Source organism: Bacillus sp. FSL W8-0640, assembly GCF_038007725.1.
GTDB classification, from domain to species: domain Bacteria; phylum Bacillota; class Bacilli; order Bacillales; family Bacillaceae_G; genus Bacillus_A; species Bacillus_A cereus.
Map to the genome: position 1 here is coordinate 2207424 of NZ_JBBOXT010000001.1, position 26083 is coordinate 2233506.

Sequence of the window (26083 nt, forward strand, 5' to 3'; positions counted from 1 at the left end):
GTAGAATAAATAAAAACTGTTCCTTCAGCAAAATGGAGGAACAGTTTTTATTTATTTTATTTGAATGGAAATTGTATTGTTTTTTACATTGTTTTCTTTTATTGTTAATGTTATTTCTCCAGACTCTTTAAATGAATACGGTGATAGTTGATAAATATCTTTTATATCATGTTTTTCTTGTAATTTATTTACCGGTATTGATACGATATTTGGCTTCCATGTTTCTTGTTTTCCTGAAGGATATTCTATAAGTATTACCGGATTTTTTAACTGTATTGTTTTCCAAGAGACGAAATATAGTTGTACTTCTGTATCTTTTTTTAATAATTCTTCGGAGAAATAACCGAATTCGCCTACATTACCGAAAACAGTATAGTTTTGATTTTTTAATTTAATATCTAAATAACTAGGTTGATATGTTACCGCATGATAAGTTCCATATGAAAGTGAGAGTATGGCAGCGATTAAAATACCGATTGAAAATGTCCTAAAGCTATTACCTTTAAAGCTAGTCATCATGAATGAGTTTGGTGTGAATTTTTTTGCGAATAAAAAAATAAGTAATATGAGTAAGAGGGATAAGCCGATGAATATATACATAGGAAATCTTCACCTCCACAATAAAATAATATATTAACTATATTTTACCATAAATGTATGGGGTAGGTTGGTTGTTTAGAAGGAGAAAATGAAGAAACAATTTCTTTACAGTTCTTGATAATTTAAAATTCGATTTATGGAAATTATAGCGTCATGTTTGAGGTGCAATCAGAAGGTATCTAATTCGTGTATATAGAATTAAGAGAGAATGTGCCATTAGAAATGTTTGATTTATGGAACAATAAGGACTTTACTAATTATACATATTTTTTCTGATATAATGAATGAGTAGAGAGAAAGGAGTGATCCTATGGCATTTCCTATACTAGAAACAGAACGCTTACGTTTAGTTGAAATAGAACAATCTTATTGTCAAAAAATATATGAAATCTTTTCATTGGATGAAGTGACGTGTTACTACGGTATGAATTCTTTTACGGAGTTTGGACAAGCTTCACGTATGATTGAATCTTTTTCAAAAAATTACTTTGAGAAAAAGGCAATACGATGGGGAATTGTGTTAAAAGAAACGAACGTTTTAATAGGAACAATTGGACTAAACAATTTACAATTATGGAGTAAACGATCTGAGATTGGATATGATCTGCATCCTCGCTATTGGGGAAATGGTTATGCTTCAGAAGCAGCTGGAGAAATTATTAATTATGGATTTAAAGATTTAGGTTTGTTTAGAATTGGAGCTATTACATATCCTGAAAATGTTACTTCTTGTAGAATGTTATCTAAAATTGGCTTCCAAAAGGAAGGGCTATTGCGCGGATATATTCATCAAGGAAATAAGCAACACGATGCATTATTGTATTCTATAGTGCGAACTGATGTTGAGGACATAAATTTATAATAAAAAAAACCTCTTAATTAAAAGAGGTTTTTTTATTATAAATTAACCTAATTTAGGTAATAAACGTTCTCCGCTTTTCATGCTACTTTTACATAAAGGGCATTTAGGCTCTTCTTCAAATGAAAAGTTCTTTCTCATCCATCCTAAACAATCCTCTGATTCACATTCCCAAACAGGGGTTTGTTCTGGTGGTACTTCTGCTACATCGTTCTTTCGATTGCGATACATGTAACCACTCCTTTTATGTAAAAAATTTTAGTTATATATTAAAAAGGTTGTTAACCTTGCTGGTAACAACCTTTTTATTGTTTGAATTATAGCTTTACAACGTTTTTAGCTTGAGGTCCGCGGTTACCTTCTTCAACTTCAAAGCTAACTTCTTGACCTTCGTCAAGAGACTTGAAGCCGTCGCCAGTGATAGCTGAGAAGTGAACGAATACATCGTTACCGTCTGCAACTTCGATGAAACCGAAACCTTTTTCGCTGTTAAACCATTTTACTTTACCTGTTAATGTCATGGTAATGCCTCCTAAAAGTAGAAAAATTACAATATGATCGGCCTTATTTGAATGAAAATAAAATTTCACATATTATCAAAAACCCATAAGGAGTACAAACTGTCCCCAATTGATACTTGATAATATGCAAAGAAAATATAGTGTTAAATTGACCTTAATTACTATCTTACAACAAATGGTGGGAAATAGCAAGTGCTGGTAATACCACTGAGTAATCTGGGTGATAATAGTAAAGGCACAAAGGCACCTCTTTTATTTATATATTATTCCTAATTGGGATTTATGCAAAATCATGTAAGAAAAACTTAGAGTAAATATTAATAATATATTTTTCGTGGTAAAATATGGTTGGTTACTGTTGGTAGTTAAATATTATAAAAGGAGAAAAGAAAGTGAAAAATAATTCATTTATAATAATTGAAGCAGCAAAAGCAGGGAGAAAAAAGGTCCATCCAGTCTTTGCTGTAATATTAGCCATTATATTTTTGACTTTAGGCGAACTTTTTATGTTATTTATGTTATTTTTACCGAAAGCTGAAACGATATTCATGAAAGGTATTTATGACAATGTTAGAATGGTGTTAACGTTTGGCGGAGCTATATTTATTTTATTTATATGGGTTCGTTTTGTAGAAAAAAGACCTTTTTCATCCATTGGCTTTTGGAAAGAGAAATGGATGAGAAAGTATTTAAAAGGTGCGTTAATAGGGTTTTTATTTATTTCAACGCCAGTTATTCTACTATTATTAATGGGGAGTGTGAAATTGCAAGTACAACATATTACCTCAACAGTGATAGTAGGAATAGTAGGATCTCTAGTTGCATTTTTAATACAAGGGGCAACGGAAGAAATTATTGTACGAGGTTGGTTATTCCCGGTTCTTTCTGTTAGAAGTCGTATATGGGTTGGAATAATTGTAACTTCATTTTTATTTGGATTTCTTCATCTACTTAATCCAGGAATTACAATATTATCTATATCGAATATAATATTAGTGGGTGTTTTCGCAGCTTTATATGTATTGAAAGAAGACGGTCTGTGGGGAATATGTGCATGGCACTCAATTTGGAACTGGGCTCAATATAATGTATATGGTTTTGCAGTTAGTGGCACAACTGTATATTCTACTCCAATTTTTAAGTCTATAACAAATGGACCAGAAACATTGCATGGAGGCACGTTCGGAATTGAAGGTAGTATCATTACAACAATCATGCTCACTGTCGCTTCAATTGTTTTATGGAGAAAGTTATGGGGAAGAAAAGCGAAACAACGAAATTTTAGTTAATGAAAGAGGGAGAAACTATGGGGATAATAGCATTTGAGGGAGCAAGCGCTGTTGGTAAAAGTACCACGTGCCGTGAATTAGAAAAGAATTATGGTGCTTATATAATACCTGAAGTGAATTCTTTATTTGAAAGGCCAAAAAATGAACATAGAACATGGTATTTTGAAAAACAAGTTGAGCGCTGGAATATAGCTGTTCAGAAGTCAAAGCAATATGAATTAGTAATACTCGATGGCGATATTTATCAGCCACTTAGTTATAATTGGTGTTTTCATTTTGATATATTTAATCAGCCATTATCTTTAATAGAAAATTTTTATAAAGAAAAGATGATAAATAGGGAAATTGGCTTTCCGGATCAATATTTTTATTTATATACGAACGATGAAGAACTTAGAAAGCGGAAAGTATCTGATGAGACGAAAAGAAGAAGAAACTTTGAAAAACATTTACATATATCAAAATCGTTTCAGCGTTATTATGAAAATTTAAATACTGTTACAGATGGGTATTGTAAATTAATTGAGGCAAAAAGTGTAAGAAATAATGAATTAGAAATAGTGAGAAACTCACAAAATTTGAACGTGTGTGAAGAAAGACGTTTTGATGTTTCGAAGTTAGATGCTATTACGAAGTGGTTAAAAGAAAATCGTGCATAAAGTAAAAACAACGAGTGTTGTAGAACGCGCTCGTTGTTTTTTTGTTTCTTTATAAATATAAAGGAAAAATTTGTAGAATATTTTCATTATTTAACAGAATAATCTTTCAATTTTAAAGAAAAAGAAATACAATATGAGGAAGTATATATAAATAATATGATAGGGGATGGGATGCGATATTTTGAATGAAGTAACAGTTTTTATATAAGAAATAATTAGGTAGTCAGAACGGAGATATTTGGGAGGAAACAAGCGAGATGAAAACATTTTTGAAAATAATAGGTGTTATAGCTGGTATGGCGGTAATTGGAGTAGGTTTAACATATGGTATGCTGCATTATTTAAATAATAGTAAACCAGCTGCGAAAAAGGCATCACCAGCTGCTCCAGCAGTAGAAGTATTAGCTGATAGTAACGTAAAAGCAGAAGATGCAAAGCTTTTAGAAAATGGAAATTATTCATTGCCGAATAGTGGTTTTAATAAAAATTTTAAATGGACAGATGAGAACATACAGACAGCATTACATGAAATGGCACATCAAAAAGCGAAAGCTGATCAAAAGTGGGGCTATATTTTTATTACACAAGAGCGGATTGAAAGCTTAATTGATATTGTAAAGAGTAATGATCTTGTACAGGGAAGTACATATGTAGAAATTTTAGAACGATGGAAACAAGGAAAATATGAAAAGGTTGATGGGGATCACAATAAGATTTGGAAATTACAAAGTGGGAATTTAGGAGAAGGAAAAGGAGTAATGTCGCAAGCTGAGCAAAAAGAATTAATTAATCAAGTGTTTATGAACAAAGGTACATATTCAGGTAGTAAATTAATTGCAGGTGGGGAACAGACTAATAAATAGTATACTAATTAATGAAAGAGAGTAATTGCTTATTAGGCAATTACTCTTTTTCTATGTACGTCTTAATATTTTAGTCTCGTTCAAGTAAGGAAAGGAACGATTGTAATACCGGGGAAATCCATCTAGATTTATGATAGATTACATAACTTTGAATAACTGTTGGAGTTTCGATAGGTTGAAAACATAGTTGTCCTTTTTGGCAACTTTCTTGTACAACGATATAAGGAAGAATTGAAATGCCTAACTCACACATAACGGATTGTTTAATGACTTCAACATTGGAAGTTTCAAATGTTTTAGCTGGAATATTTCCACTTTGACATAAAAAACGATCTACCATTGGCCTATAGCCGCAGCTTTGTTCTGTAAAAATGAACTGGGTGTCCTGTAATAACTGGAATGGATTTGTATGCGCAGAGGAATAAGCTGGTAAAATCCATCCAAATGTTTCATTACTAAAAGTACGCGTAATAAAATCATTATGTTCTATACTTTCTCCAATTATGAAGACAACGTCTGTTTCTCCTTCACGTAATTTTTGTAATGCTTGTTCATTTGTGTTTGTTTCAAGTACGATATTTACTTTCGGATTTTTCTGTTTGTAAGTACGTAATAATTGTGGTAATCGGTATACCGCTAATGATTCATTAGATGTAATACTTAATGTACCTTCTAAATAATCTGTATTTTGGGGGATTTCTCGCGCTTTTTCATATATTGAAAGTAATTCTAATGCATAAGGATGAAATTGATGACCTGCTTTTGTAAGTAGCACTTTTTTCCCTAACCGATCGAAAAGAGGAATATGTAAATCGTTCTCTAAAGCTTTCATATGTGCTGTAACAGTAGATTGCGCATAACCTAGCGCATGCGCAGCCTTAGAAAAATTACCATACTTCACAATGGCGCAAAATGTTTTAACATGTCTCATCTCCATAAGCAATCCCTCTTTTATTATCATGATTTGTGAATGATTATATCATGTATTTTAATTTTCCAAATGATTAAATTCTGTATAAAATGAAATTGTAGAAATATTCATTCAGGTGATATTGGAGGAGAAAAGATGAAAAAAAAGGGCTATCATGTAGCTGTTGTTGGGGCTACAGGTGCGGTAGGACAAAAAATTATTGAACTGTTAGAGAATGAAATGAAGTTTAATATAGTTGAAGTTACATTGCTTTCGTCAAAACGATCCGCCGGTAAGAAAGTAAGATTCAAAGGACGAGAGATAATTATAAAAGAGGCAAAAACAACTAGCTTTGAAGGTGTAGATATTGCCTTTTTTAGCGCTGGGGGAGAAGTATCTAGACAATTTGTAACTCATGCAGTTTCTAGTGGTGCGATTGTAATTGATAACACAAGTGAGTACCGAATGGCGCAAGATGTACCGCTCGTTGTTCCGGAAGTGAATGCGCATACTTTAAAGCAGCATAAAGGTATCATTGCAGTTCCAAATTGTTCAGCATTACAGATGGTAACAGCACTTCAGCCGATTCGAAAATCATTCGGTTTAGAAAGAATTATCGTTTCAACATATCAAGCCGTATCGGGTTCTGGTATTCATGCGATTCATGAATTACAAGAGCAGGCTAAGTCTATGCTTGCTGGTGAAGAAGTGAAAAGTAATATATTACCGGCGAAAAAAGATAAAAAACATTACCCAATAGCGTTTAATGTACTGCCTCAAGTAGATATATTTACAGACAATGATTTTACTTTTGAAGAAGTAAAAATGATTCAAGAAACGAAGAAAATATTAGAAGATGAAAACCTGAAAATGGCAGCTACTTGTGTACGTGTTCCAGTTGTATCAGGGCATTCAGAATCGGTTTATATAGAACTGGAAAAAGAAGCAACCGTTACGGAAATTAAGGAAGTATTAATGGATGCACCAGGTGTTATTTTGCAGGATAACCCTAGTAAACAGCTGTATCCAATGCCATTATATGCAGAAGGGAAAATAGATACATTTGTCGGAAGAATACGTAAAGATCCTGATATGCCAAACGGATTCCACCTCTGGATTGTTTCTGATAACCTATTAAAAGGTGCGGCTTGGAATTCAGTTCAAATCGCAGAGACTTTAGTAGAAAAGGGAATACTTTAATCTAGTTTGAAAAACCGGGGAATCGATAATCATTTTCCGGTTTTTATCCCGCTATTTGCTGGGCAGTAAGACCCCCACTGATTAAAGCTTCACTTTATTTAATAATTGTTTTCTTTATTTCGTCCAACTTTAATTTAAATTAGTCGTTATTGAATTTTTATAAATATCTACTTTATGTGCAGTGAAGCGTAAGGTTTTGGATTCTGCATGAATTGTTAGGTTAATAATAATCGATAACGGCATTTCGACCGTTTTCACAATATCTTCTATAGCAATATACTCATTTTCTGCTTCGTTATAATAAACAACAGAACGAATTACTGCCTCGTTATTTTCAATGTCAATTTCACACATCATAGGGAATTTTTCACCATTATGTAAGAATAGTTCGCCTAGTACGATTGAACCGTTTAGCTCATCTGTAAAATTAGTAGTTGCTGCTGGTTTTACCCATGTTTCGTCATGTTCTTCGTTTTCCTCTTCATCTATTGCCCATTCCCAAATGGGGTTTTGTTTTAGGTCTTCAATAGTTAATTCATCAATTGGTTTGCAATTGCTCATACATAAATTCTCCTTTTGCTTTGATAAATAAGTTTCTTAGTTTCATGAATTAGATGATTGCTTATAAGTGGGGACAATGTATTGTTTTTGTTTATCGGATGTCAAATCACTTTATTTTGGAACTCTATTATTACCATAATCTTAACAAGGCAATTATCAGTTAGCAAATAATCATTAGTTGAGAGTTTTGATGAGGTCTGATGTGAAGGAAAGATAGTGAAAAACAACAGGAATGAATAAAAGTTCTTTAGTACTATGTGGTATAATATGGTAGTGTAAAGAGTGCGTTTATACAGGAGGGATTACCAATGCTAAAAGTTATGTTACTATTTGTTCTTATCTTTTTTCTTGTCATTGCGATGTATATTGCTTATCAAAAGAGAAAAAAATCTGGGATAAAAGGATTGAAAAGTGCGTTAACTTCTATTTGCTTCTTTTCACTCGCAATTTTAAATATGTTTGCATATTGGTTTCACTTTGGCGGTGCTTTTACTTGGTTATTTTCAATTGTATTATTGCTAGTTGGTGCATATTTTACTAAATATATTCCAATATCTAAAAAGGTACATTAAAATCTATAAGAGTTTAATATAATGTTTACTTTGTTTTGAAAAGAGATTATCCTATGAAACGGTTTCATAGGATAATCTCTTTTGTTTAGTTTTGGAAAGAACGTACTGTGCTTTTTAGTTGTTCAATAAATTCTTGAGTTGCAGCACACATATATTTATCTTTTCTATAAATTAACCCTATTTCAATTGTTGGAGTAGGGTTTTCTATTTTAATAGCTTGAATGTTATTATTTTGTAAAAAGTCTATATATGGTTTGGGTAACACTGTAATTCCCATTCCTTTGGAAACCATTTGGATTAAAGATTCCATCGTGCTAATTTCTAAAATTGGTCTTGGTTTAAAGTTGAATTTTTGACAATGAGATGTAATTAGTTCGGTTAAAAAGAAATTTTTAGGTAAAAGAATTAAAGGATAGTTCTGTAATTCAGCAATAGATACATGATTACGTTCAGCTAATCGATGACCAGTGGGCACGACTAATGTAAGATCGCTTTTGTATAGAGGGATAGAGATAATCTCTTTATCTTGCACCGGGAGAAATGTAATTCCAATATCTAGTTCGTTTCGTAATAATTTTTCACGAATATCTCTTGTGCGAAGCCCTAATACAGAAAGCTCTATATTGGGATATAAATTATTGAAATTTAAAATAGCTGGTGGTAGTAAATAATTTACGACGGTTAACAAAGCCCCTATTGTTAAGGAACCTTGCTGTAATCCGTTTAGATCTTGAATAGCTGAACGAGCTTGTTCGACTTCATGAAAAATGGTTTTACTATGTGATAATAAAATCTTCCCTGCTTCAGTTAAAGATATTTTTTTACCAATTCGATCGAAAAGTGGCATTCCTACTTCATGCTCTAATGCACGTATTTGTTGACTTAGAGAAGGCTGTGAAATATTTAATTTCTCAGCTGCTTTTGTGAAATGTAATTCTTTTGAAACAGCTAAAAAGTATTCAAGTTGTCGTAATTCGATTGGAATCACCTCAAGTATAATAATAGGTTATACCTATCATTATTATATAAATAATTGAATTGAACAATGATTTTAAAGGTTTTATAATCATCTTTATATAGCAGAGAGGGTTGTAAAAATTAATTGAGAGAAAATACATGTAACACCTTTAAAGGAGGAAATAGAATGGCTAATGAATATCAATTATTATCTTTAAATATAGGATTACCAAAAGAGGTTACATACGGTGGAAAGGTAGTTCATACAGGCATAAATAAGAAACAAGTAAAGGAACCGGTATATTTATCCTTTGTAAAATTTAATGGGGATGGACAAGCTGACTTAGTTCATCATGGAGGAGTAGATAAAGCAGTTTGTGTTTATACTGGTGATCACTATCCATACTGGGAAAAAGAATTGAATCAAGATCTTGTATATGGGGCTTTCGGAGAAAATATAACAGTTAGTGGTATGAGCGAAGAGGATGTTTGTATTGGTGATACATTTGAGCTAGGACAGGCAATCGTACAGGTAACACAACCAAGGCAACCTTGTTTTAAATTAGCAAAAAAATATAATATTCCAAAGTTACCACTATATTTTCAAGAAACAGGATATACAGGATTTTATTTTCGTGTATTAAAAGAAGGATGGGTATCATCAGTCGACACCTTAAAAAGACTACAGTCTGATCCAAAAGGTGTTTCAGTAGCATTCGCTAACCGTATTATGCATAAGGAAAAACAAAATATTGAAGGGGTAAAAAGGATATTAGAAGTAAATGCACTTTCAAATAGTTGGAGAAAGTCTTTTGAAAAGCGTATAAGTGGAGAAGAAATTAATACGAAGGAAAGACTTGAAGGGATAAAAGAATAAAAATATTTTATTATAAATAGTGTATTTCTATTAGTAAAAGCTAATTAGAAAGCGCTATTTTTATAAAATAAACTAATTAATATCCGAAAATCTTAATATTTTTTTATTCGACTTATTTTCAAATAGTCGAAACATAAAATTAATTAGACTTTTTTTTATGTTTTATGATAGTATATTGATTGGTAAGACCTCTATTTTTAAGAGTAGGTCATATAAGTATATCTAATTTAATGGAATTTAACATTTGGAGGTACAACATGGGGAATGTTGAAAAATTGGCAAGTCTTCTAATAGAAGAACCGAAAAGAGAGCAGTTATTTCCTTTATTTGAAGAAGTGTTTGGAATTACAACTCAAACATTGAATGATTTTTCGGATAAAGGATATTGGGATGATACATATAAAGCTTTATCATTTTTACAAGAAGATAAAGTGATTGCAAATGTTGCGGCATTTTCACTCCCATTATTAATTAATGGTGAAAAAATAAATGCGGCGGGTATTCAATCAGTAATGACACACCCTAATTTCCGTAGACAAGGGCTAATGACACAATTAATGAGTAAAATGATAGAAGAAATTGATAAGAAATGTGAATGTGCATTATTGTTTACGGAAAAACCTGAACTATATACAGCATTTGGATTTAAAGTTGTGCAGGAATATTTGATGACTATACCATATGATAAAAATATTAATAATAACCATTCACTACTTAAAAAGTTAGATTTCTATAATATAGAGAATAGACAGTTAATACATGAAACTATTGATAGTAGCCAAAGACTTTCAAATAGTTTTTCAACTTTAAACTTCCATCCTTCATTTTATTTGAATATGTATGATTCGGAATGGAATGAGAAATTGTATTATTCAGAGAAACTAGATGCTCTAATCGTTTATGAAGTAGACAATGAAAAGTTGAAATTATTTGGAGTATTTGCGCCAGTACTTCCGGTTTTAGATGAATTATGTGGAGAAATCAATGAAAGGTTTACGGAAATCGAATTTTATTTTTCACCGGATCAATTAGGGGTTGAGGATGTACAGTTTACAGAATTACAGTCTAGCAAGTATTTAATGGTTCGAAGTGATAAAGAGTTAGATTTTAAAGGTTATAAATTCCCAGTATTAGCGGAGTTTTAAATATTTGTATAAAGGTTTTATTATGGAGGAACTATGAATATATCATATATACCTAAACATGTTGAGCAGCTCACTATAATGAATGTCCCTGAATATTATAAAATTAATGACAAGCAGGCGTTTATTGTCCGTTCGAAAGCAGAAACAGATTTTTGGCTTAAAACACATTATGGTTTTGAAGTCATGAATGGTCATGTATTTTATAATGAAATGATGACAGACTTTCAAGCTGAAGTACAATTGTGTATGAATCCAAATTCAAAATACGATCAAGCAGGTCTTTTTGTTATGATTTCGGAAAAGTGTTGGTTGAAAACTTCATTAGAGTATATTCCAGATGGCCCTTCTCATTTAGGAGCTGTCGTAACGAATAATGGATATTCTGACTGGTCAACGCAAGATTATCCAACTGAAGCAGCTAAGCAACAACTTTGTTTTCGAATTATTCGAAAACGCGGTGATTATACAATATATGTGAAAAAGAGCCATCAATGGGAACAAATAAGAATCGCTCATTTAATGGAGGATATAGGGAATGAGCCTATTAAAATAGGTTTTTACACGTGTAGTCCTTCTAAAAATAAGGGATTTGAGACTGAGTTTTTAAATTTTACAATTGAAGAAATATAGATGAAAAAACCGTATTCTTTTCATTAAGAATGCGGTTTTTGTATTTACATAATATAAAGCACATTTATTGACCAGAAAGTCATTAATACTTATCATTTAATAATGTTAAATATTAATTTGCATAATATAATAAAAGTAATGAAGAAATTACAAAAAATATCAATTAAATAAGGAGGGATATGAATTATTCAGTGGTAATTTCATGGGAAAAGGAGATTATGTATGAAATCATTTCGTAAGTTATTACAGTATTTAAAACCATACATGTTCTTCGCTATTATTGGACCGCTATTTATGGTACTTGAGGTTGCGATGGACTTAATTCAACCGACTATTATGCAACATATCATTGATGTTGGGATTGCAAATCGGGATTTAAATTATGTAATAAAAATGGGGCTTCTTATGATAGGAGCAGCAGCACTCGGTTTAGTTGGAGGGCTTGGGTGTATGATGTATTCTACAAAAGCAGCTGTTAATTTCGCTACTGACATACGAAAAGATGTGTTTGCGAAAATAGAAACATTTTCTAGTAATAATCGTGATTCATTTGGAACAGGTAAATTATTAACGATCGTGACGAATGATATCACTTCCATTCAATCAGCAATGACAATGACATTACGTGTTCTCGTTCGTGGTCCGCTGTTATTTATGGGAAGTATAATTATTGTTTTTGTAACAGCAAGAGAGTTATTTCCAATATTACTTGTAGTTGTTCCGATTTTATTACTTGCGATTATTTTAATTGCAAGCAAAGCAAGTGGTACATTTAAAAAGGTGCAAGAGGCATTGGACAAAGTGAATACAAAGTTACAAGAAAATTTATCTGGTGTACGTGTTATAAAAGCGTATGTAAGACAAAAATATGAAATCGCTCAATTCGGAAGTGTAAATACAAATTTAACGAAGATAAATATTCGAGCTGTGCAACTTATTTCTTTAATGATGCCAATCATTATGCTAGTTGTAAGTGGCGGGATTGTCGCAACATTATGGATTGGTGGAGAAAAAGTATTCAATGGAACGCTTCAAGTAGGAGCGATTTTGGCATTTATTAATTACTTGAATATCATTTTAATGTCACTTATGTCGATTAGCATGGTATTTATTCAAATTGCGCGAGCTTTTCCATCTGCGGATCGTGTACAGCAAGTGTTAAATACCGAGGTTGATATTATAAGCGCAGCTAATGCAATCGAACCTGAGAAAATCGAGGGGAATATCGAATTTAAAAATGTTAGTTATAGCTATACGAAAAATAATGAATACGTTTTAAAAGATATTTCGTTTAGCATACAAAAAGGTGAAAAAGTAGGGATTATTGGATCAACTGGAAGTGGTAAATCTACCTTAGCGAAACTGTTACCACGTCTATATGATGTGGATCAAGGTGAAATATGTATAGATGGAATAGATGTTAAAACATATGATTTGCAAAAACTCCGTGCTTCAATAGGGTTTGTACCTCAGAAGGCTTTGTTGTTCTCAGGTAGTATAGAAGAGAATTTACGTTATGGTAAAGAAAATGCAACACATGATGAGCTGGAAGTAGCAGCTGCATCAGCTTGTGCGACTGAGTTTATTAATAAGCTGGAAGAATCTTATCAATATAATTTAACACAAGGTGCGACAAATCTATCAGGTGGACAAAAACAACGTGTATCAATTGCAAGGGCACTTGTGAGAAAACCACCGATTCTCATATTAGATGATTCTACATCAGCAGTTGATGCAAAATCAGAGGCTACTATTCAAACAGCTTTAAAAACAAAATATAAAGGCACAACGACTTTATTAATTGCGTCTAAAATTTCTTCCATAATGGATGCGGATAAAATACTTGTATTAGATAATGGTGAATTAGTTGGCAATGGTACACATGAACAATTGTTAGAACGAAGTGAGGTTTATCAGGAAATTTATCTTTCCCAAGGTGGTAATTTGCATAAAGAAGGTGGGGAAGAACATGCGTAATTTTCAAGGGCAATTTGCTAATAAAGGTGGACGAAACACACCAAAGATGGGAAAAGCTAAAAATGCCCAAGGAACTGTAATGCGGATATGGAACTATATGGGCTATCAAAAAGCTGCTCTAATGTTTGTTATATTTCTAGTCGTTGTTACTACTTTACTTGGATTATTAGGTCCCTATTTTATGGGAGTCATTATAGATCAATATATTGTACCGAAAGATTTAAGTGGTACAGCAAGAATGTGTATGTTACTTATCGCGATTTACGGTGTAACTGTACTTTTAACATGGTTACAAACATTTGTCATGATTAACGTTGCATTAAAAACAATTCAAAAAATACGACAAGATATTTTTGAGAAAATCCAAACGCTTTCTTTACGGTTCTTTGATGTGCGTTCTCAAGGTGATTTAATGAGCCGTGTGACAAATGATATAGATAATTTGAACCAAGCTTTGACACAAAGTGTTGTACAAATTATTTCATCAGCGCTAACTTTTATAGGTGTAACGATTGCGATGTTCGCCTTAAATTGGATTTTAGCAATTGTAACTTTAATTACAGTACCTATTATGTTTTACGTTACAAAAAAACTAGTTGCATATAGTGGTAAAAACTTTGCGAAGCGTCAAAAAGATTTAGGTGAATTAAATGGATTTATTGAGGAAGCAATTACAGGTGCGGATGTTACGACGTTGTATGGAAAAGAAAAAGAAACTGTACAAAATTTCAATAAAATTAATGAACAGCTAAGAGTTTCAGCTACGAAGGCTGATACATTTTCAGCTTTTATTTTTCCAAGTATGAACTTTATTAATAACTTAGGTATGGGGCTTGTCATTGGGACTGGATCAGTTATGGTCTTAAACGGAATGACAACAGTAGGTGTTATTGCGGCTTTTATTAATTATTCTCGTCAATTCTCAAGACCGTTAAGTCAATTTGCGACTTTAATGAATACAATTCAAGCGGCAGTTGCTGGTGGAGAACGTGTTTTTGAGATTATGGATGAGGTACCAGAAATTCAAAATAAAAAAGACGCATTTGTTGTACAAAATTTACAAGGGCATGTTGCACTTGAGAATGTTTCATTTGGCTATGCAGAGAATAAAACGATTTTAAAAGAAGTGAGTCTTAAAGCGCAGCCAGGAGAGACAATTGCTTTAGTTGGCCCGACTGGATCAGGGAAAACAACAATCATTAATTTGTTAACTCGCTTTTACGATATACAGCAAGGACAAATTCATATTGATGGAAAAGATATAAAAGATTATGATATTAATTCTTTACGAAGTAAAATAGGAGTAGTTTTACAGGATACGTATTTATTTGCTGGTTCGATTATGGATAATATCCGTTATGGACGCTTAGATGCTACTGATGAAGAAGTTATCACTGCAGCTAAGGCAGCATCTGCACATTCTTTTATTAAGCATTTGCCAAATCAATATGAAACAGAAATTGCTTCAGAAGGATCGAATTTAAGTCAAGGACAAAAACAACTTCTTGCGATTGCACGAGCAATTTTAGCAGATGCAGATATATTAATTCTCGATGAAGCGACATCTAATATTGACACAAGAACAGAATTACAAATACAAGCAGGGCTAAATAATTTAATGAGAGGTCGCACAAGTTTTGTGATCGCTCACCGACTTAAAACAATTGAAAAAGCAGATCAAATCCTTGTTATAAAGGATGGAAGAATTTTAGAAAGAGGGAATCATGAGTCTCTTATGGAAGATAGAGGGTTTTATTTTGATCTGTATACGAGTCAGTTTAAAATTTAATAAAAAAAATGAGGTTTCTCTAGAAAAGAGAAGCCTCATTTTTTTATTTGTAAACTTTATGAATTACTTTTCTAACCAAATTAATTATCCGACCTGAAAAATACTTATACTTGCAGATACATTTGTTAAAGAGCCACCATCACTATTTGAGAGAGTGATAGTACCTGCTGAAGAGGTGTTATTTATTAAAGTCAATGTTGAAGGAACAACTGTTACGGTAAAAGCAGCAGTACCTTGATTTATTGTATGTGGTGACCCCGTACCAAAACGTCCACCTGAAATTGGTGTACCATTTAGTTGGAGGGAGAATTGGTTTTCGCGAGAAGCTTGTAATTGAAACTCTGCTACATATGTTCCTAGTGTATTAATTATAATATTTCCAGTACCTGTGATGTGGCTAAGGGCAGTTCCTGTTATAGGTCCATTTGTGTTAAAAGTAACACTACTTCCTACTGCAATTGATTGGTTAGTAGTATCAAAAACATATAGATAGTTTGTTAATCCTACACTAGCCGCCCCGGTAGGCCCAGTAGAACCAGTAGAACCAGTAGGCCCGGTGGAACCAGTGAAGCCAGTAGGCCCGATGGAACCGGTAGCTCCAGTAGTCCCAGTGGAACCAGTGGAACCAGTAGGTCCAGTAGGTCCAGTGGAACCGGTAGCCCCGGTAGCTCCAGTAGCCCCAGTGGAGCCAGTAAGTCCAGTAGCCCCGGTAGCCCCGGTAGCCCCGGTAGCTCCAGTAGCCCCAGTAGCCCCGGTAGTCCCAGTGGAGCCAGTAAGTCCAGTGGAACCGGTAGCCCCGGTAGCTCCAGTAGCCCCGGTAGCTCCAGTAGCCCCGGTAGCCCCGGTAGTCCCAGTGGAGCCAGTAGGTCCAGTGGAACCGGTAGCTCCAGTAGCCCCGGTAGCTCCAGTAGCCCCGGTAGCTCCAGTAGGTCCGGTAGAGCCGGTAGTCCCAGTGGAACCGGTAGCTCCAGTAGCCCCGGTAGCTCCAGTGGAACCGGTAGCCCCGGTAGTCCCAGTAGGTCCAGTGGAACCGGTAGCTCCAGTAGGTCCGGTAGAGCCAGTAGCCCCGGTAGTCCCAGTGGAACCAGTAGAGCCAGTAGAGCCAGTAGCCCCAGTAGAGCCAGTAAGTCCAGTGGAACCGGTAGCCCCGGTAGCTCCAGTAGCCCCGGTAGCCCCGGTAGTCCCAGTAGTCCCAGTGGAACCGGTAGCTCCAGTAGGTCCGGTAGAGCCAGTAGCCCCGGTAGCCCCGGTAGCTCCAGTGGAACCGGTAGCCCCGGTAGCTCCAGTAGCCCCAGTAGGAGAATGTGGGAGAATAATACGGTTAATATCTAAAAGTGAAAAGTTAATGAACATATCTTTGTTTTGATAATCTATCGAAATCACCTCACTAGCATGTTTAAAGAAATAGTAAAGTAATAATTTTTATAGGTATTTCATTTCTATATTATTAATGCAACTTATTTTGGAAACAGTAAATAGCTATTATGACTATAGGGTATTAATTTTTAACCTAAATTTTAATAAAACCTTTATTAAAGATAAAGAGCGCTTTTAAAGGCGCTCTGAGACAAGTTTCATGTTGAAAAAGGGAATGGAGGATATTATGTGCATACTGTTTTAGAATGTTGTAAATTTTTAATTAAAAATAAAAGGATCTTATAAAAATTTAAAATTTGTATTATTAGATAGTCACCATACAATAAAATATGCTTGTTTGATATAAATGTGTGTCAAATTTACCAAAATATATTTTGGCATGCATAAGAAAATTAAAATACTTTATTAGTAAATAATAGCGGCTTCAGTGACAGATGGTAGAAAGAGTTTATGTGGTATTGTAATAATTTCAAGCGCAATTTGCGCTGAATATAGGAGTATTTGAGTTAAATCTAAAGCGAGTGTTAAAAGTATTATGAAGCTTGTAAGAATTACAAAACTACCCCAAAAGAAACTTTTTGAAGTGTTGCGGAAATCTTTTATTAAGGAAAAGAAAGAAAAAGATGCGGTAACAATAAGAATGAAAATTTTATACTTATCAGACATTATAACCCTCCCAAAGAACAGTAATTTATATTATACTGTATTTTTCAATATTATTATAAAAAGGTTTTAAAGTGAATAATAAGAAAAAAATAAAGCCATAACTTAAGACATTAGTTTAGGTTCTATTGTTTGAATACTTTGTTTTAGAAGGTATATAATCTGAAATTGAAAATTTTCCAAATGAATTGCCATTTTTTATTTCTAATCCAACATCAGGTACTCAATGAAATGGTATGAAAGATTATAGGCTGGTGATACGACATTAAATAAGAGGAATTTGCGCGCAGCAAGAGTCCTAGCTCAGATTTCTACTAGAGAAAAATATTTAGTTGGAGTTGATATGTTAATAAAAAACGGATAGATGTGGAAACTAAATATTCATGACATTAAGGATAAAGGTCAGGAAATATAATTTGGTATTCTGGGAATAACCGGAGGTCCGTAGTTAAAGTTGCATAGAATTTGTATTTTGTTTCTAATTTTTCAATTGTTGTTAAGTGATGAGAACCTAGTCCACGCTGTACACTATGTTGAGAAAGAGTCGGCCCAATTTGTAATTTTCGTTTTTTCATTGCATCGTTCCATGGACTATAAAAAAATTTAAAAATAAAAGCAGGTTCCATGTAAATGCTATAAGGATAATGCGAACCATGTCTCCCGACTCTATAGTTCCCGTGCGAATTATTGTGAATTAATCTACCGTTAAGATATAGTTGGTTTGGATTAGGTTGAATTATTATGCCGTGATAACGTTGTTTAACAAGCGGAGAGCTATATCTTGGATTAGTGTAGCCATGAGTCGGTTCGTCAATCATCATAATCATTCTTATTGAAAACATATTGCCACCCATAGTGCTAAGTGATTTGAAAAATTGTTCTTTATTATAACAGCACAGGAATTCTGTCGTATTCAATACCATTTTCCATCCTGTAATTTCTCTTTCAATTTCCATAACTTCTTGATCAACTAAATAAGCATCAAATTCGAGTGATTTTGAGTTTCGTATTTCCCAATTAGGAGCGAATGTTTTACAGATTTCAACTGAACGATCAGTGGATCCACGATTAATAAGAATGCCATGATCAAATAGCTTTGTATGGTGCATTAACCACCATGGAAGTAAATATTCTTCATTGTAAAAATGAGAAATTAAAGTAGTCTTAATCAAAATCACCTCCGTATTTAACCTGCTTCTTATTTAATATGATATGGAAGGAAACCTATTGTTAGAAGGTTTCCTCTTAAAAGTTTTAAACCACATAGGGTATGTGGATGGATTAGTATATAAAGTAGTCTGATTGATAAAGAGTGGTATTAAAAAGTACAAAATCTAAAATGAGCATCGAATTAGTGTATAACGATTGAAACGGCACTGAAAACTAATAAAACAGCCATAATGATGTTGAATAATTGGTTATGTTTTACTAATATTTTTTGGAATATTGAACCAAATAAACTCCAACTAAATGTACTTAGTAAACCGACTATACCTAGAAATAATGAGAAAAGCAGAAAACTTGAATATGAATTGTAGTAGGGGAGTATGAAAGTCGATACTACAGTCAGTCCGAATAATATCCCTTTAGGATTAACGAATTGAAGAGAAATCCCCACAGTGAATAAGTTTTTATTATCTTTTTCAACGGGATTCGTACTGCTTTTACTAGTAAGTATTTTAATAGCTAAATATAACATATACGCTACACCTAAAATTTTTAAAGGGAATTCGATTATGGGTAAGATATTAAGTAGTACAACATTAAAGAAACTACATAAAGAAGTGAGGATGAAAAAACCAAAAGCTACTCCGAAGCAAAAGTTTATGCTTCTCTTTAATCCATGTTGATTTGCGTATGTCATAGCTAAGAAATTGTTAGGACCAGGTGTGAAGCTACTTATAAATACAAATAACAAAAAAGAAAATATAGGCATTTGAACCCCCCTAATTATTTTTGTATGTTATAATGACCGAAAAGAACAATATAACGTGTGCTTTTTATTATACATAACGGTCGTTATATTGTATATAGTGTGGGAGTGTTTTTTATGGAAGAAATTCAACTTATACTAGCGAAAAATTTAAAAACTATAAGAGAAAAAGAAAAATTAAGTTTGGAAAAAGTTTCCCAATTAACAGGTGTGAGTAAAACGATGATTGGACAAATTGAAAGAGGAGAATCAAGCCCGACACTAACAACAATATGGAAAATTGCAAATGGCTTGAAAGTTTCTTTTACCTCTTTAATCAACAATCCTCAGCCTGATACGAAAGTGATTTTAAGAAAAGATATTCAAGCATTGTCTGAAGACAATGGAAAATATAAAGTGTATCCTTCTTTTCCTTTTCAAGATGATAGACATTTTGAAATGTATACAGTAGAAATAGAAACAGAAGGGAAATTAAGTTCAGAAGGGCATAAAGAAGGCGCAGAAGAATTTATTACGGTATTTGAAGGTGAATTGACAGTAGAAGTGAATAACTGTCAATATACATTAAATAGTGGAGATTCAATTCGTTTTAAGGCCGATAGATCACACTCTTATTATAATTTAGGGGAATCTTTGACTCGATTAAGCATGACAATTTATTATCCAACTGTATAAGTTTACATTTATAGTAACAAAAGATAAAACCATCTTTAAGAGATGGTTTTTATTTTTTATTACTCACAAAAAAAGACACTCATCTGAGTGTCAACATAGTATTGCTCTCGCGTATAGGATTGGAGTACGTTTCTCAAATACGTATTGAGATGGTTCGTAAAAAAGAAACTGTCTTCATATTTAATGTAACATCGGTGGAAGTCAGTGTAAATTGATAATATATATACGGAAAATTTAGTATAGATAGTTTCTACTATGAATATAGTGCAATTTGTTCTTTAATGCGCCATCACTTTTATGAAATAATTGGGAGGTTCTTATCATGACAGACTTAGTATTTAATAATGTTTATTAGAAAAAGAATGAATCATTTTTAAATCGATTCGTATAATTGTTAGAGAGGCACCTGTTGAACCACCTCCAACCAAATTAACGATGTATAATACGCCGAATAATTGAAGTGAAATTGTAGTATCGGCAATTAAATTATTGTTATAATTTGAAGTTGATATAGCGGGAGAAAAAATAGAACCAGGAAGTGGAGTAGAAGCGTTTAATAGTGTTTTGTTCCAGCGAGTAGAGCAGTTGTCGTATTAACTTGATAGGTTAAATGATATCTTCTGGTTACAGGAATTGTAAATATATCGTTTGAGGCGTTAACTGTAAAATTACCGAGGCTTTGGTTATTAGAAAGAGGAATATTAGTTCCGCCTAATATCACAGTGATGGGATCACCTAATGTATTATTAGCGAACATAGAGTTTGTTGTAACTATTGACCCAGTATTTCTGGTAGGTTCAGTAAGTCTGTATGGAAGAATAATTTCAAGAGCCATTGATACTAGTTTTTCTATTCTTTTTTCATTTTTATCTTGAGTATAAATTACCTCATTTTTAAATTAGAATGCAATAAGTTTCGTGTTTTTGGAATGGGACTATCATTTTATTATATTAATAGGAGTTATAGCAACGGTAAAATGTTTAATAACTGTATGAATCATTTGGAAAGAAAAAAGAATAGTTATGAAAGCATTTCTTAATAATAGACTCATACTTATGTAAGTTAATTAAAAATATGTGGAATGAGGAATTAAATTGAAGCGGAATGATAAATTATCAATAAATAAAGGTAAGATAGAACCTGAGAATATTGGACCTACATTTTCAGCTCTTCCACCAATATATATTCCAACAGGAGCAACAGGAGCAACAGGAGCAACAGGAGCAACAGGAGCAACAGGAGCAACGGGAGTAACAGGAACAACGGGAGTAACGGGAGCAACAGGAGCAACAGGAGCAACAGGAGCAACGGGGGCAACAGGAATAACAGGAGCAACGGGAGCAACAGGAATAACAGGAATAACGGGAGTAACGGGAGCAACAGGAACAACGGGAGCAACAGGAACAACGGGAGCAACGGGAGTAACAGGAGTAACAGGAGCAACGGGTGTAACGGGAGCAACGGGAGTAACAGGAACAACGGGAGTAACGGGAGCAACAGGAACAACGGGAGCAACAGGAGCAACAGGAGCAACGGGAGCAACAGGAGCAACGGGGGCAACAGGAATAACAGGAGCAACGGGAGCAACAGGAGCAACAGGAGCAACGGGAGCAACGGGAGCAACAGGAATAACAGGAATAACGGGAGCAACGGGAGCAACAGGAGCAACGGGAGCAACAGGAGCAACGGGAGCAACGGGAGCAACGGGAGTAACAGGAGCAACGGGTGTAACAGGAACAACGGGAGTAACTGGAGCAACAGGAACAACGGGAGCAACAGGAGCAACAGGAATAACGGGAGTAACAGGTCCTACTGGGGGGATTGGCCCTATAACAACAACTAATTTGCTATATTACACTTTTTCAGATGGAGAGAAACTTATATATACAGATGCAGATGGCATAGCTCAATATGGTACAACGAATATACTATCACCTACTGAGGTTTCATATGTAAATTTGTTTATCAATGGAATTCTGCAACCACAACCATTCTATGAAGTTAGTACTGGTAAACTAACTTTATTGGATAACCAACCACCATCGCAAGGTTCTTCAATTATTTTACAATTTATTATTATTAATTAAAAAAGACAGATTCTTAATGTGAAAAGGAATCTGTCTTTTTTGTTCTGAATTACATTCGGTAACATTAAGTGACGATAAATTCAATTGTAATTGGAATTCCGCCGTCTAATGCATCCCCACCAGGAATTGTAATAGCACCAGTAGGACCAGTAGTAACACTGGAGTTCACGCTTGGTTGAAGAATACCGTTCACATATAAGTTGTAATACGTGAAAGTCGGAAAAGCGGTTGCAGTAGTACCCGCATCGTTTAAACAAGCTGTGGCAGCAATTGCAAAAGCTGCACCTGTACCTGTGCCGGCTCCTAGTGTAGATGTAAATCTTCTAGATGCCATAAATGGTTGAATGATAGGCAATTAATTTTCACTCCTTACAATATTTTATTAGAACGAAGTATAAAATAACTTGTCCACTATATTGTATGAGAGTTTTTTATAATAGAAACGGCTTCACCTTTATAAGGTGAGCCCAATTTTAGTAAGGAAATGTTCTTTATTTATATGAAAAAATGATGTTGTTACTTGCGGAATATATGTAAATCGTAAATTCGGTTTTTGTATTCAAATTAAAATGTGTCTTTGAACCTAAGAGATAAACGTGGAAAAATAAAATAAACTCTTAAGTTTAGGTATTTAATCTAAGCAGTCAATTATTAAAAACATATAATTAATATGTGAGTCATGAACATAATTAAATGACGTTTTCAAGTTTGATTATCATTCATGTTTCCTATTTTAAGAGAAACATATAACTCAACTACATTTTTCAATGGCATCTTTTATAGTACTTAGAATAGGAAAACACTCAACTATAAGAAAAGTAAGGAGGAAATAAATGAAACATAATGATTGTTTTGATCATAATAACTGCAATCCGATTGTTTTTTCAGCAGATTGTTGTAAAAATCCACAGTCAGTTCCTATTACTAGGGAACAATTAAGTCAATTAATTACTTTACTAAACTCATTAGTATCAGCTATTTCAGCATTTTTTGCAAATCCAAGTAATGCAAACAGATTAGTGTTACTCGATTTATTTAATCAATTTTTAATTTTCTTAAATTCCTTATTACCTTCCCCAGAAGTTAATTTTTTGAAACAATTAACTCAAAGTATTATAGTTTTATTACAATCTCCAGCACCTAATTTAGGACAATTGTCAACATTATTGCAACAATTTTATAGCGCCCTTGCACAATTCTTCTTCGCTTTAGATCTTATCCCTATATCCTGCAACTCAAATGTTGATTCTGCAACTTTACAACTTCTTTTTAATTTATTAATTCAATTAATCAATGCTACTCCAGGGGCGACAGGTCCAACAGGTCCAACAGGTCCAACGGGCCCAGCAGGAACCGGAGCAGGGCCAACGGGAGCAACAGGAGCAACAGGAGCAACAGGTCCAACAGGCCCAACAGGAGCGACAGGTCCAGCAGGTACTGGTGGAGCAACAGGAGTAACAGGAGCAACAGGAGTAACAGGAGCAACAGGGGCAACAGGTCCAACAGGGGCAACAGGTCCAACAGGGGCAACAGGAGCAACAGGAGCAACAGGAGCAACAGGAGCAACAGGAGCAACAGGAGCAACAGGTCCAACAGGGGCAACGGGCTTAACAGGAGCAACTGGTGCAGCTGGTGGCGGAGCTATTATTCCATTTGCTTCAGGTACAACACCATCTGCGTTAGTTAACGCGTTAGTAGCTAATACAGGAACTCTTCTTGGATTTGGATTTAGTCAGCCTGGTGTAGCATTAACAGGTGGAACTAGTATCACATTAGCATTAGGTATAGGTGATTATGCATTTGTAGCACCACGTGCAGGAACTATCACGTCATTAGCAGGTTTCTTTAGTGCAACAGCTGCATTAGCTCCAATATCACCTGTTCAAGTGCAAATACAAATATTAACTGCACCTGCAGCAAGCAATACGTTTACAGTACAAGGCGCACCTCTTTTATTAACACCAGCATTTGCCGCAATAGCGATTGGTTCTACAGCATCAGGTATCATAGCTGAAGCTATTCCAGTAGCTGCTGGAGATAAAATACTACTGTATGTTTCATTAACAGCAGCAAGTCCAATAGCTGCAGTTGCTGGATTTGTAAGTGCAGGTATTAATATCGTTTAATTTGTTACAATGTTTAGTAGGAAATTAAACAGGGGTTTGTATATAGTCCTTCCTAGTAAATTTAGGAAGGACTATATTTTTTGGGGAAATAAGTAATAAATCAATTGAACAATTACTCTTTGTTAAGTTCGTATAAAAAAGTATAATTTACCCTTTCTCATTTTAGTAATAAGTTATGTAACTTTAAAAATTTCCGGTCAGTAAAAAAAGATGAATTCTTTTAAAAAAGAATTCATCCATAAAATAAACTATTTATTTTTATTACAGTTACATCCTTTTTTCTTTACATAGCCTTGCTCGGCTAATTCTCTTTGCGATTGGGAATTGGAAGATTGAGAATTGGAAGATTGAGAGGATGCTGAAGAGCTACTATTTTTATTATAAGAGTAGTTTTTTCGATAGTTATAATTACTCATAGTACTATCACCTCCAATTTAATATATAAATATTATATGTATGTACACTATCAATTGTTACTATTTTTAATAGGAAGAGAAGATACAATAAAAAAATCTCCTCGGTATTTTCCTAGGAGATAAATGATGATTCTTTTGAAAATTTACAAATTAATAGCCCCAGTAAAGAGGAAAGTAATAAGAATCTTGGTGATACAGATTATGTTGTTGAGCGAGGGGCTGGGTTGGATAATTTTTCATTTCACGGTTTTGATTGCAGTTTGCCGGAGGACCAATTACAGTAGTTGATTGAATAGGGGAAACCGCTTGTTTCCATTGTTGTTCATTGAGGCAGTAAGTATGGGCCATCATATGAGCTGGAGTTAACCTTAAAATGTCAGAACCGAAAATAACTTCTGGAGTTGGAGCATTGAAAATAGCTAATAAATGAGTATTATCTGCTGTAGCAATTTCGTAATGCCACCACGCTTGTGGAATGTTGGCAACTTGCCCGGGTTTTATCGGTAAGTTTAATATTTGATTCGTAAATGGATTAAGTAAAGAAACAACAGCAGACCCTGAAATACAATAAACAAGTTCAGCTGCATTTTGATGAATATGTGGTTCTACAACATTTCCTGTACTTAAATAAATATCTAATAAAGAAGTATTTTCTAAAGTATTTAATTGTTTAATACCAAGTACATTTATATAATTTTGGGCATCTTTCCGAAAAAAATTACTTTTATTTACATCATAAGTAAAATTGGTTGTGGGGGAGGTATAGTCGATGTTGGCAGTCAATTGTATTACCCGCCTTTCTATAGGTAAGTTAGGTTACAAAATTAGGATATGTGTCTAGTCTTTGTTTTGTGCTGTTGTCGGTAGCTTAATAAATTCACTTATTCCATAAAGAATAAGGTGTTAAGACCAAACTATATTCGTATTCCCATTCATACTTTGGATTGATGGAAAAAAGTAATGAAAATGTTAATTTAAAATTACATCAATCATTTATAAGGAGTGAATGTTCATGTCATTTAGTGAAATGATTAGAAATGAAGTACTCAGCTGGGCGGGTGTTTCTGAAAAACCGCATCGATTTGGTGGTATTGAAATAAATTATGGCAAGAAAGAACTTGGCCATCTTCATGGTGATAAATTAGCTGATTTACCATTTCCGAAGTTAAAGCGAGATGAATTAGTGAAGCAAGGCTTGGTAAAACCACATCACGTATTACCTGAATCAGGATGGATCAGTTATTATTTAAAGAGTGAAGAGGATATTCCATTTGCAATTGAGTTATTTCGTATGCAATATGATCGAATTAAAAAGTAATGAAATAAAGTAGGATAATAAAAATTTATTTTTATGTCACATCCCTCCTTAATCGTTCGTCTTGTATGTAGAACGATTA

Annotated in this window: 26 protein-coding genes and 2 pseudogenes; 15 read left to right on the forward strand and 13 right to left on the reverse strand. The window is 33.8% G+C overall.

Going from position 1 to position 26083, the window contains the following annotated elements; translation table 11 throughout:
• Positions 1 to 51 precede the first annotated feature (51 nt).
• Positions 52 to 600 (reverse strand): hypothetical protein, encoded by a 549-nt coding sequence (locus tag N2V80_RS11510; protein ID WP_000275250.1) that lies wholly within the window; start codon positions 598 to 600, stop codon positions 52 to 54.
• A 310-nt stretch (positions 601 to 910) separates the two neighbouring features.
• On the opposite strand from N2V80_RS11510, the gene N2V80_RS11515 reads away from it, so the two are divergent.
• Positions 911 to 1462: a GNAT family N-acetyltransferase gene (locus N2V80_RS11515; RefSeq protein WP_000885392.1), complete on the forward strand. Its 552-nt coding sequence runs from the start codon at positions 911 to 913 to the stop codon at positions 1460 to 1462.
• Between the two features lie 42 nt (positions 1463 to 1504).
• Here the strand turns inward: N2V80_RS11515 and N2V80_RS11520 are convergent, their stop codons facing one another.
• Both N2V80_RS11520 and cspD read right to left on the reverse strand, forming a co-directional pair.
• Positions 1505 to 1690 (reverse strand): cold-shock protein, encoded by a 186-nt coding sequence (locus N2V80_RS11520; protein WP_000286203.1) that lies wholly within the window; start codon positions 1688 to 1690, stop codon positions 1505 to 1507.
• A gap of 86 nt (positions 1691 to 1776) precedes the next feature.
• Entirely contained in the window at positions 1777 to 1980 is a 204-nt protein-coding gene (gene cspD, locus N2V80_RS11525) for a cold-shock protein CspD (RefSeq protein WP_000176366.1), read from the reverse strand.
• A gap of 392 nt (positions 1981 to 2372) precedes the next feature.
• Between cspD and N2V80_RS11530 the strand changes: the two genes are divergently transcribed.
• The 3 genes from N2V80_RS11530 (at position 2373) to N2V80_RS11540 (ending at position 4791) form a co-directional block, all read left to right on the forward strand.
• On the forward strand, positions 2373 to 3269 hold the full coding sequence (locus N2V80_RS11530; RefSeq protein ID WP_000794817.1) for a CPBP family intramembrane glutamic endopeptidase: 897 nt from the start codon (positions 2373 to 2375) through the stop codon (positions 3267 to 3269).
• Positions 3269 to 3928, forward strand: a complete 660-nt coding sequence (locus N2V80_RS11535) for an AAA family ATPase (protein ID WP_002005064.1) — start codon at positions 3269 to 3271, stop codon at positions 3926 to 3928. Before N2V80_RS11530 ends, N2V80_RS11535 begins: the two co-directional genes overlap by 1 nt.
• Positions 3929 to 4185: 257 nt before the next feature.
• Complete coding sequence (locus N2V80_RS11540; RefSeq protein ID WP_000846983.1) at positions 4186 to 4791, forward strand: PRK06770 family protein; 606 nt, start codon at positions 4186 to 4188, stop codon at positions 4789 to 4791.
• 70 nt (positions 4792 to 4861) lie between these two features.
• Here N2V80_RS11540 and N2V80_RS11545 read toward each other — a convergent pair whose 3' ends face one another.
• On the reverse strand, positions 4862 to 5728 hold the full coding sequence (locus N2V80_RS11545; protein WP_000425905.1) for a LysR family transcriptional regulator: 867 nt from the start codon (positions 5726 to 5728) through the stop codon (positions 4862 to 4864).
• Positions 5729 to 5857: 129 nt separating this feature from the next.
• Between N2V80_RS11545 and N2V80_RS11550 the strand changes: the two genes are divergently transcribed.
• Entirely contained in the window at positions 5858 to 6901 is a 1044-nt protein-coding gene (locus N2V80_RS11550) for an aspartate-semialdehyde dehydrogenase (protein ID WP_061654644.1), read from the forward strand.
• Positions 6902 to 7030: 129 nt separating this feature from the next.
• On the opposite strand, the gene N2V80_RS11555 is transcribed toward N2V80_RS11550, so the two are convergent.
• Positions 7031 to 7462 carry a hypothetical protein gene (locus N2V80_RS11555; RefSeq protein ID WP_061654643.1) on the reverse strand — a complete coding sequence of 144 codons (432 nt, stop codon included), beginning with the start codon at positions 7460 to 7462 and terminating at the stop codon, positions 7031 to 7033.
• A gap of 308 nt (positions 7463 to 7770) precedes the next feature.
• On the opposite strand from N2V80_RS11555, the gene N2V80_RS11560 reads away from it, so the two are divergent.
• Positions 7771 to 8034: a hypothetical protein gene (locus tag N2V80_RS11560; RefSeq protein WP_061654642.1), complete on the forward strand. Its 264-nt coding sequence runs from the start codon at positions 7771 to 7773 to the stop codon at positions 8032 to 8034.
• Positions 8035 to 8119: 85 nt separating this feature from the next.
• Here N2V80_RS11560 and N2V80_RS11565 read toward each other — a convergent pair whose 3' ends face one another.
• Positions 8120 to 9022 carry a LysR family transcriptional regulator gene (locus N2V80_RS11565; protein ID WP_061654641.1) on the reverse strand — a complete coding sequence of 301 codons (903 nt, stop codon included), beginning with the start codon at positions 9020 to 9022 and terminating at the stop codon, positions 8120 to 8122.
• Between the two features lie 156 nt (positions 9023 to 9178).
• Here N2V80_RS11565 and N2V80_RS11570 point away from each other — a divergent pair, with 156 nt between their 5' ends.
• From N2V80_RS11570 to N2V80_RS11590, 5 genes are all read left to right on the forward strand, one after another.
• A complete protein-coding gene (locus tag N2V80_RS11570; protein ID WP_001263003.1) occupies positions 9179 to 9868 on the forward strand; it encodes an MOSC domain-containing protein in 690 nt (229 codons plus the stop codon).
• A 257-nt stretch (positions 9869 to 10125) separates the two neighbouring features.
• Positions 10126 to 11013, forward strand: coding sequence for a GNAT family N-acetyltransferase (locus N2V80_RS11575; protein ID WP_000528676.1), 888 nt, complete (start codon positions 10126 to 10128; stop codon positions 11011 to 11013).
• A gap of 33 nt (positions 11014 to 11046) precedes the next feature.
• The gene (locus tag N2V80_RS11580; protein WP_061654634.1) at positions 11047 to 11643 is read left to right on the forward strand and encodes a DUF1349 domain-containing protein; all 597 of its coding nucleotides are present in this window, start codon (positions 11047 to 11049) and stop codon (positions 11641 to 11643) included.
• A gap of 222 nt (positions 11644 to 11865) precedes the next feature.
• Positions 11866 to 13620 (forward strand): ABC transporter ATP-binding protein, encoded by a 1755-nt coding sequence (locus N2V80_RS11585; RefSeq protein ID WP_000834789.1) that lies wholly within the window; start codon positions 11866 to 11868, stop codon positions 13618 to 13620.
• Positions 13613 to 15409: an ABC transporter ATP-binding protein gene (locus N2V80_RS11590; RefSeq protein ID WP_001243556.1), complete on the forward strand. Its 1797-nt coding sequence runs from the start codon at positions 13613 to 13615 to the stop codon at positions 15407 to 15409. Before N2V80_RS11585 ends, N2V80_RS11590 begins: the two co-directional genes overlap by 8 nt.
• Positions 15410 to 15493: 84 nt before the next feature.
• Here the strand turns inward: N2V80_RS11590 and N2V80_RS30525 are convergent.
• The 4 genes and pseudogenes from N2V80_RS30525 to N2V80_RS11610 all read right to left on the reverse strand — a co-directional run.
• Positions 15494 to 16120 (reverse strand): annotated as a pseudogene (locus N2V80_RS30525) (collagen-like protein); the annotation flags it as partial.
• 1071 nt (positions 16121 to 17191) lie between these two features.
• Positions 17192 to 17452: a hypothetical protein gene (locus N2V80_RS11600; protein ID WP_001281135.1), complete on the reverse strand. Its 261-nt coding sequence runs from the start codon at positions 17450 to 17452 to the stop codon at positions 17192 to 17194.
• 386 nt (positions 17453 to 17838) lie between these two features.
• Positions 17839 to 18621 (reverse strand): glycosyltransferase family 2 protein, encoded by a 783-nt coding sequence (locus tag N2V80_RS11605; RefSeq protein ID WP_000598285.1) that lies wholly within the window; start codon positions 18619 to 18621, stop codon positions 17839 to 17841.
• 179 nt (positions 18622 to 18800) lie between these two features.
• A complete protein-coding gene (locus N2V80_RS11610) occupies positions 18801 to 19385 on the reverse strand; it encodes a LysE family translocator (RefSeq protein ID WP_001121281.1) in 585 nt (194 codons plus the stop codon).
• Positions 19386 to 19442: 57 nt separating this feature from the next.
• Here N2V80_RS11610 and N2V80_RS11615 point away from each other — a divergent pair, with 57 nt between their 5' ends.
• Entirely contained in the window at positions 19443 to 20057 is a 615-nt protein-coding gene (locus N2V80_RS11615) for a helix-turn-helix domain-containing protein (protein WP_002061360.1), read from the forward strand.
• Positions 20058 to 20395: 338 nt separating this feature from the next.
• Here N2V80_RS11615 and N2V80_RS11620 read toward each other — a convergent pair.
• A pseudogene (locus tag N2V80_RS11620) lies at positions 20396 to 20892 on the reverse strand (BclA C-terminal domain-containing protein).
• Positions 20893 to 21151: 259 nt separating this feature from the next.
• Here N2V80_RS11620 and N2V80_RS11625 point away from each other — a divergent pair.
• Positions 21152 to 22144, forward strand: coding sequence for a DUF4183 domain-containing protein (locus tag N2V80_RS11625; RefSeq protein ID WP_340979854.1), 993 nt, complete (start codon positions 21152 to 21154; stop codon positions 22142 to 22144).
• A 64-nt stretch (positions 22145 to 22208) separates the two neighbouring features.
• Here N2V80_RS11625 and N2V80_RS11630 read toward each other — a convergent pair whose 3' ends face one another.
• Complete coding sequence (locus tag N2V80_RS11630; protein ID WP_001121647.1) at positions 22209 to 22499, reverse strand: DUF4183 domain-containing protein; 291 nt, start codon at positions 22497 to 22499, stop codon at positions 22209 to 22211.
• A 478-nt stretch (positions 22500 to 22977) separates the two neighbouring features.
• Between N2V80_RS11630 and exsJ the strand changes: the two genes are divergently transcribed.
• On the forward strand, positions 22978 to 24270 hold the full coding sequence (gene exsJ / locus N2V80_RS11635) for an exosporium protein ExsJ (RefSeq protein ID WP_061655650.1): 1293 nt from the start codon (positions 22978 to 22980) through the stop codon (positions 24268 to 24270).
• A gap of 566 nt (positions 24271 to 24836) precedes the next feature.
• On the opposite strand, the gene N2V80_RS11640 is transcribed toward exsJ, so the two are convergent.
• On the reverse strand, positions 24837 to 25469 hold the full coding sequence (locus N2V80_RS11640; protein WP_000126333.1) for a cupin domain-containing protein: 633 nt from the start codon (positions 25467 to 25469) through the stop codon (positions 24837 to 24839).
• A 229-nt stretch (positions 25470 to 25698) separates the two neighbouring features.
• Between N2V80_RS11640 and N2V80_RS11645 the strand changes: the two genes are divergently transcribed.
• Positions 25699 to 26004: a luciferase domain-containing protein gene (locus N2V80_RS11645; RefSeq protein WP_000010319.1), complete on the forward strand. Its 306-nt coding sequence runs from the start codon at positions 25699 to 25701 to the stop codon at positions 26002 to 26004.
• Positions 26005 to 26083: the final 79 nt, after the last annotated feature.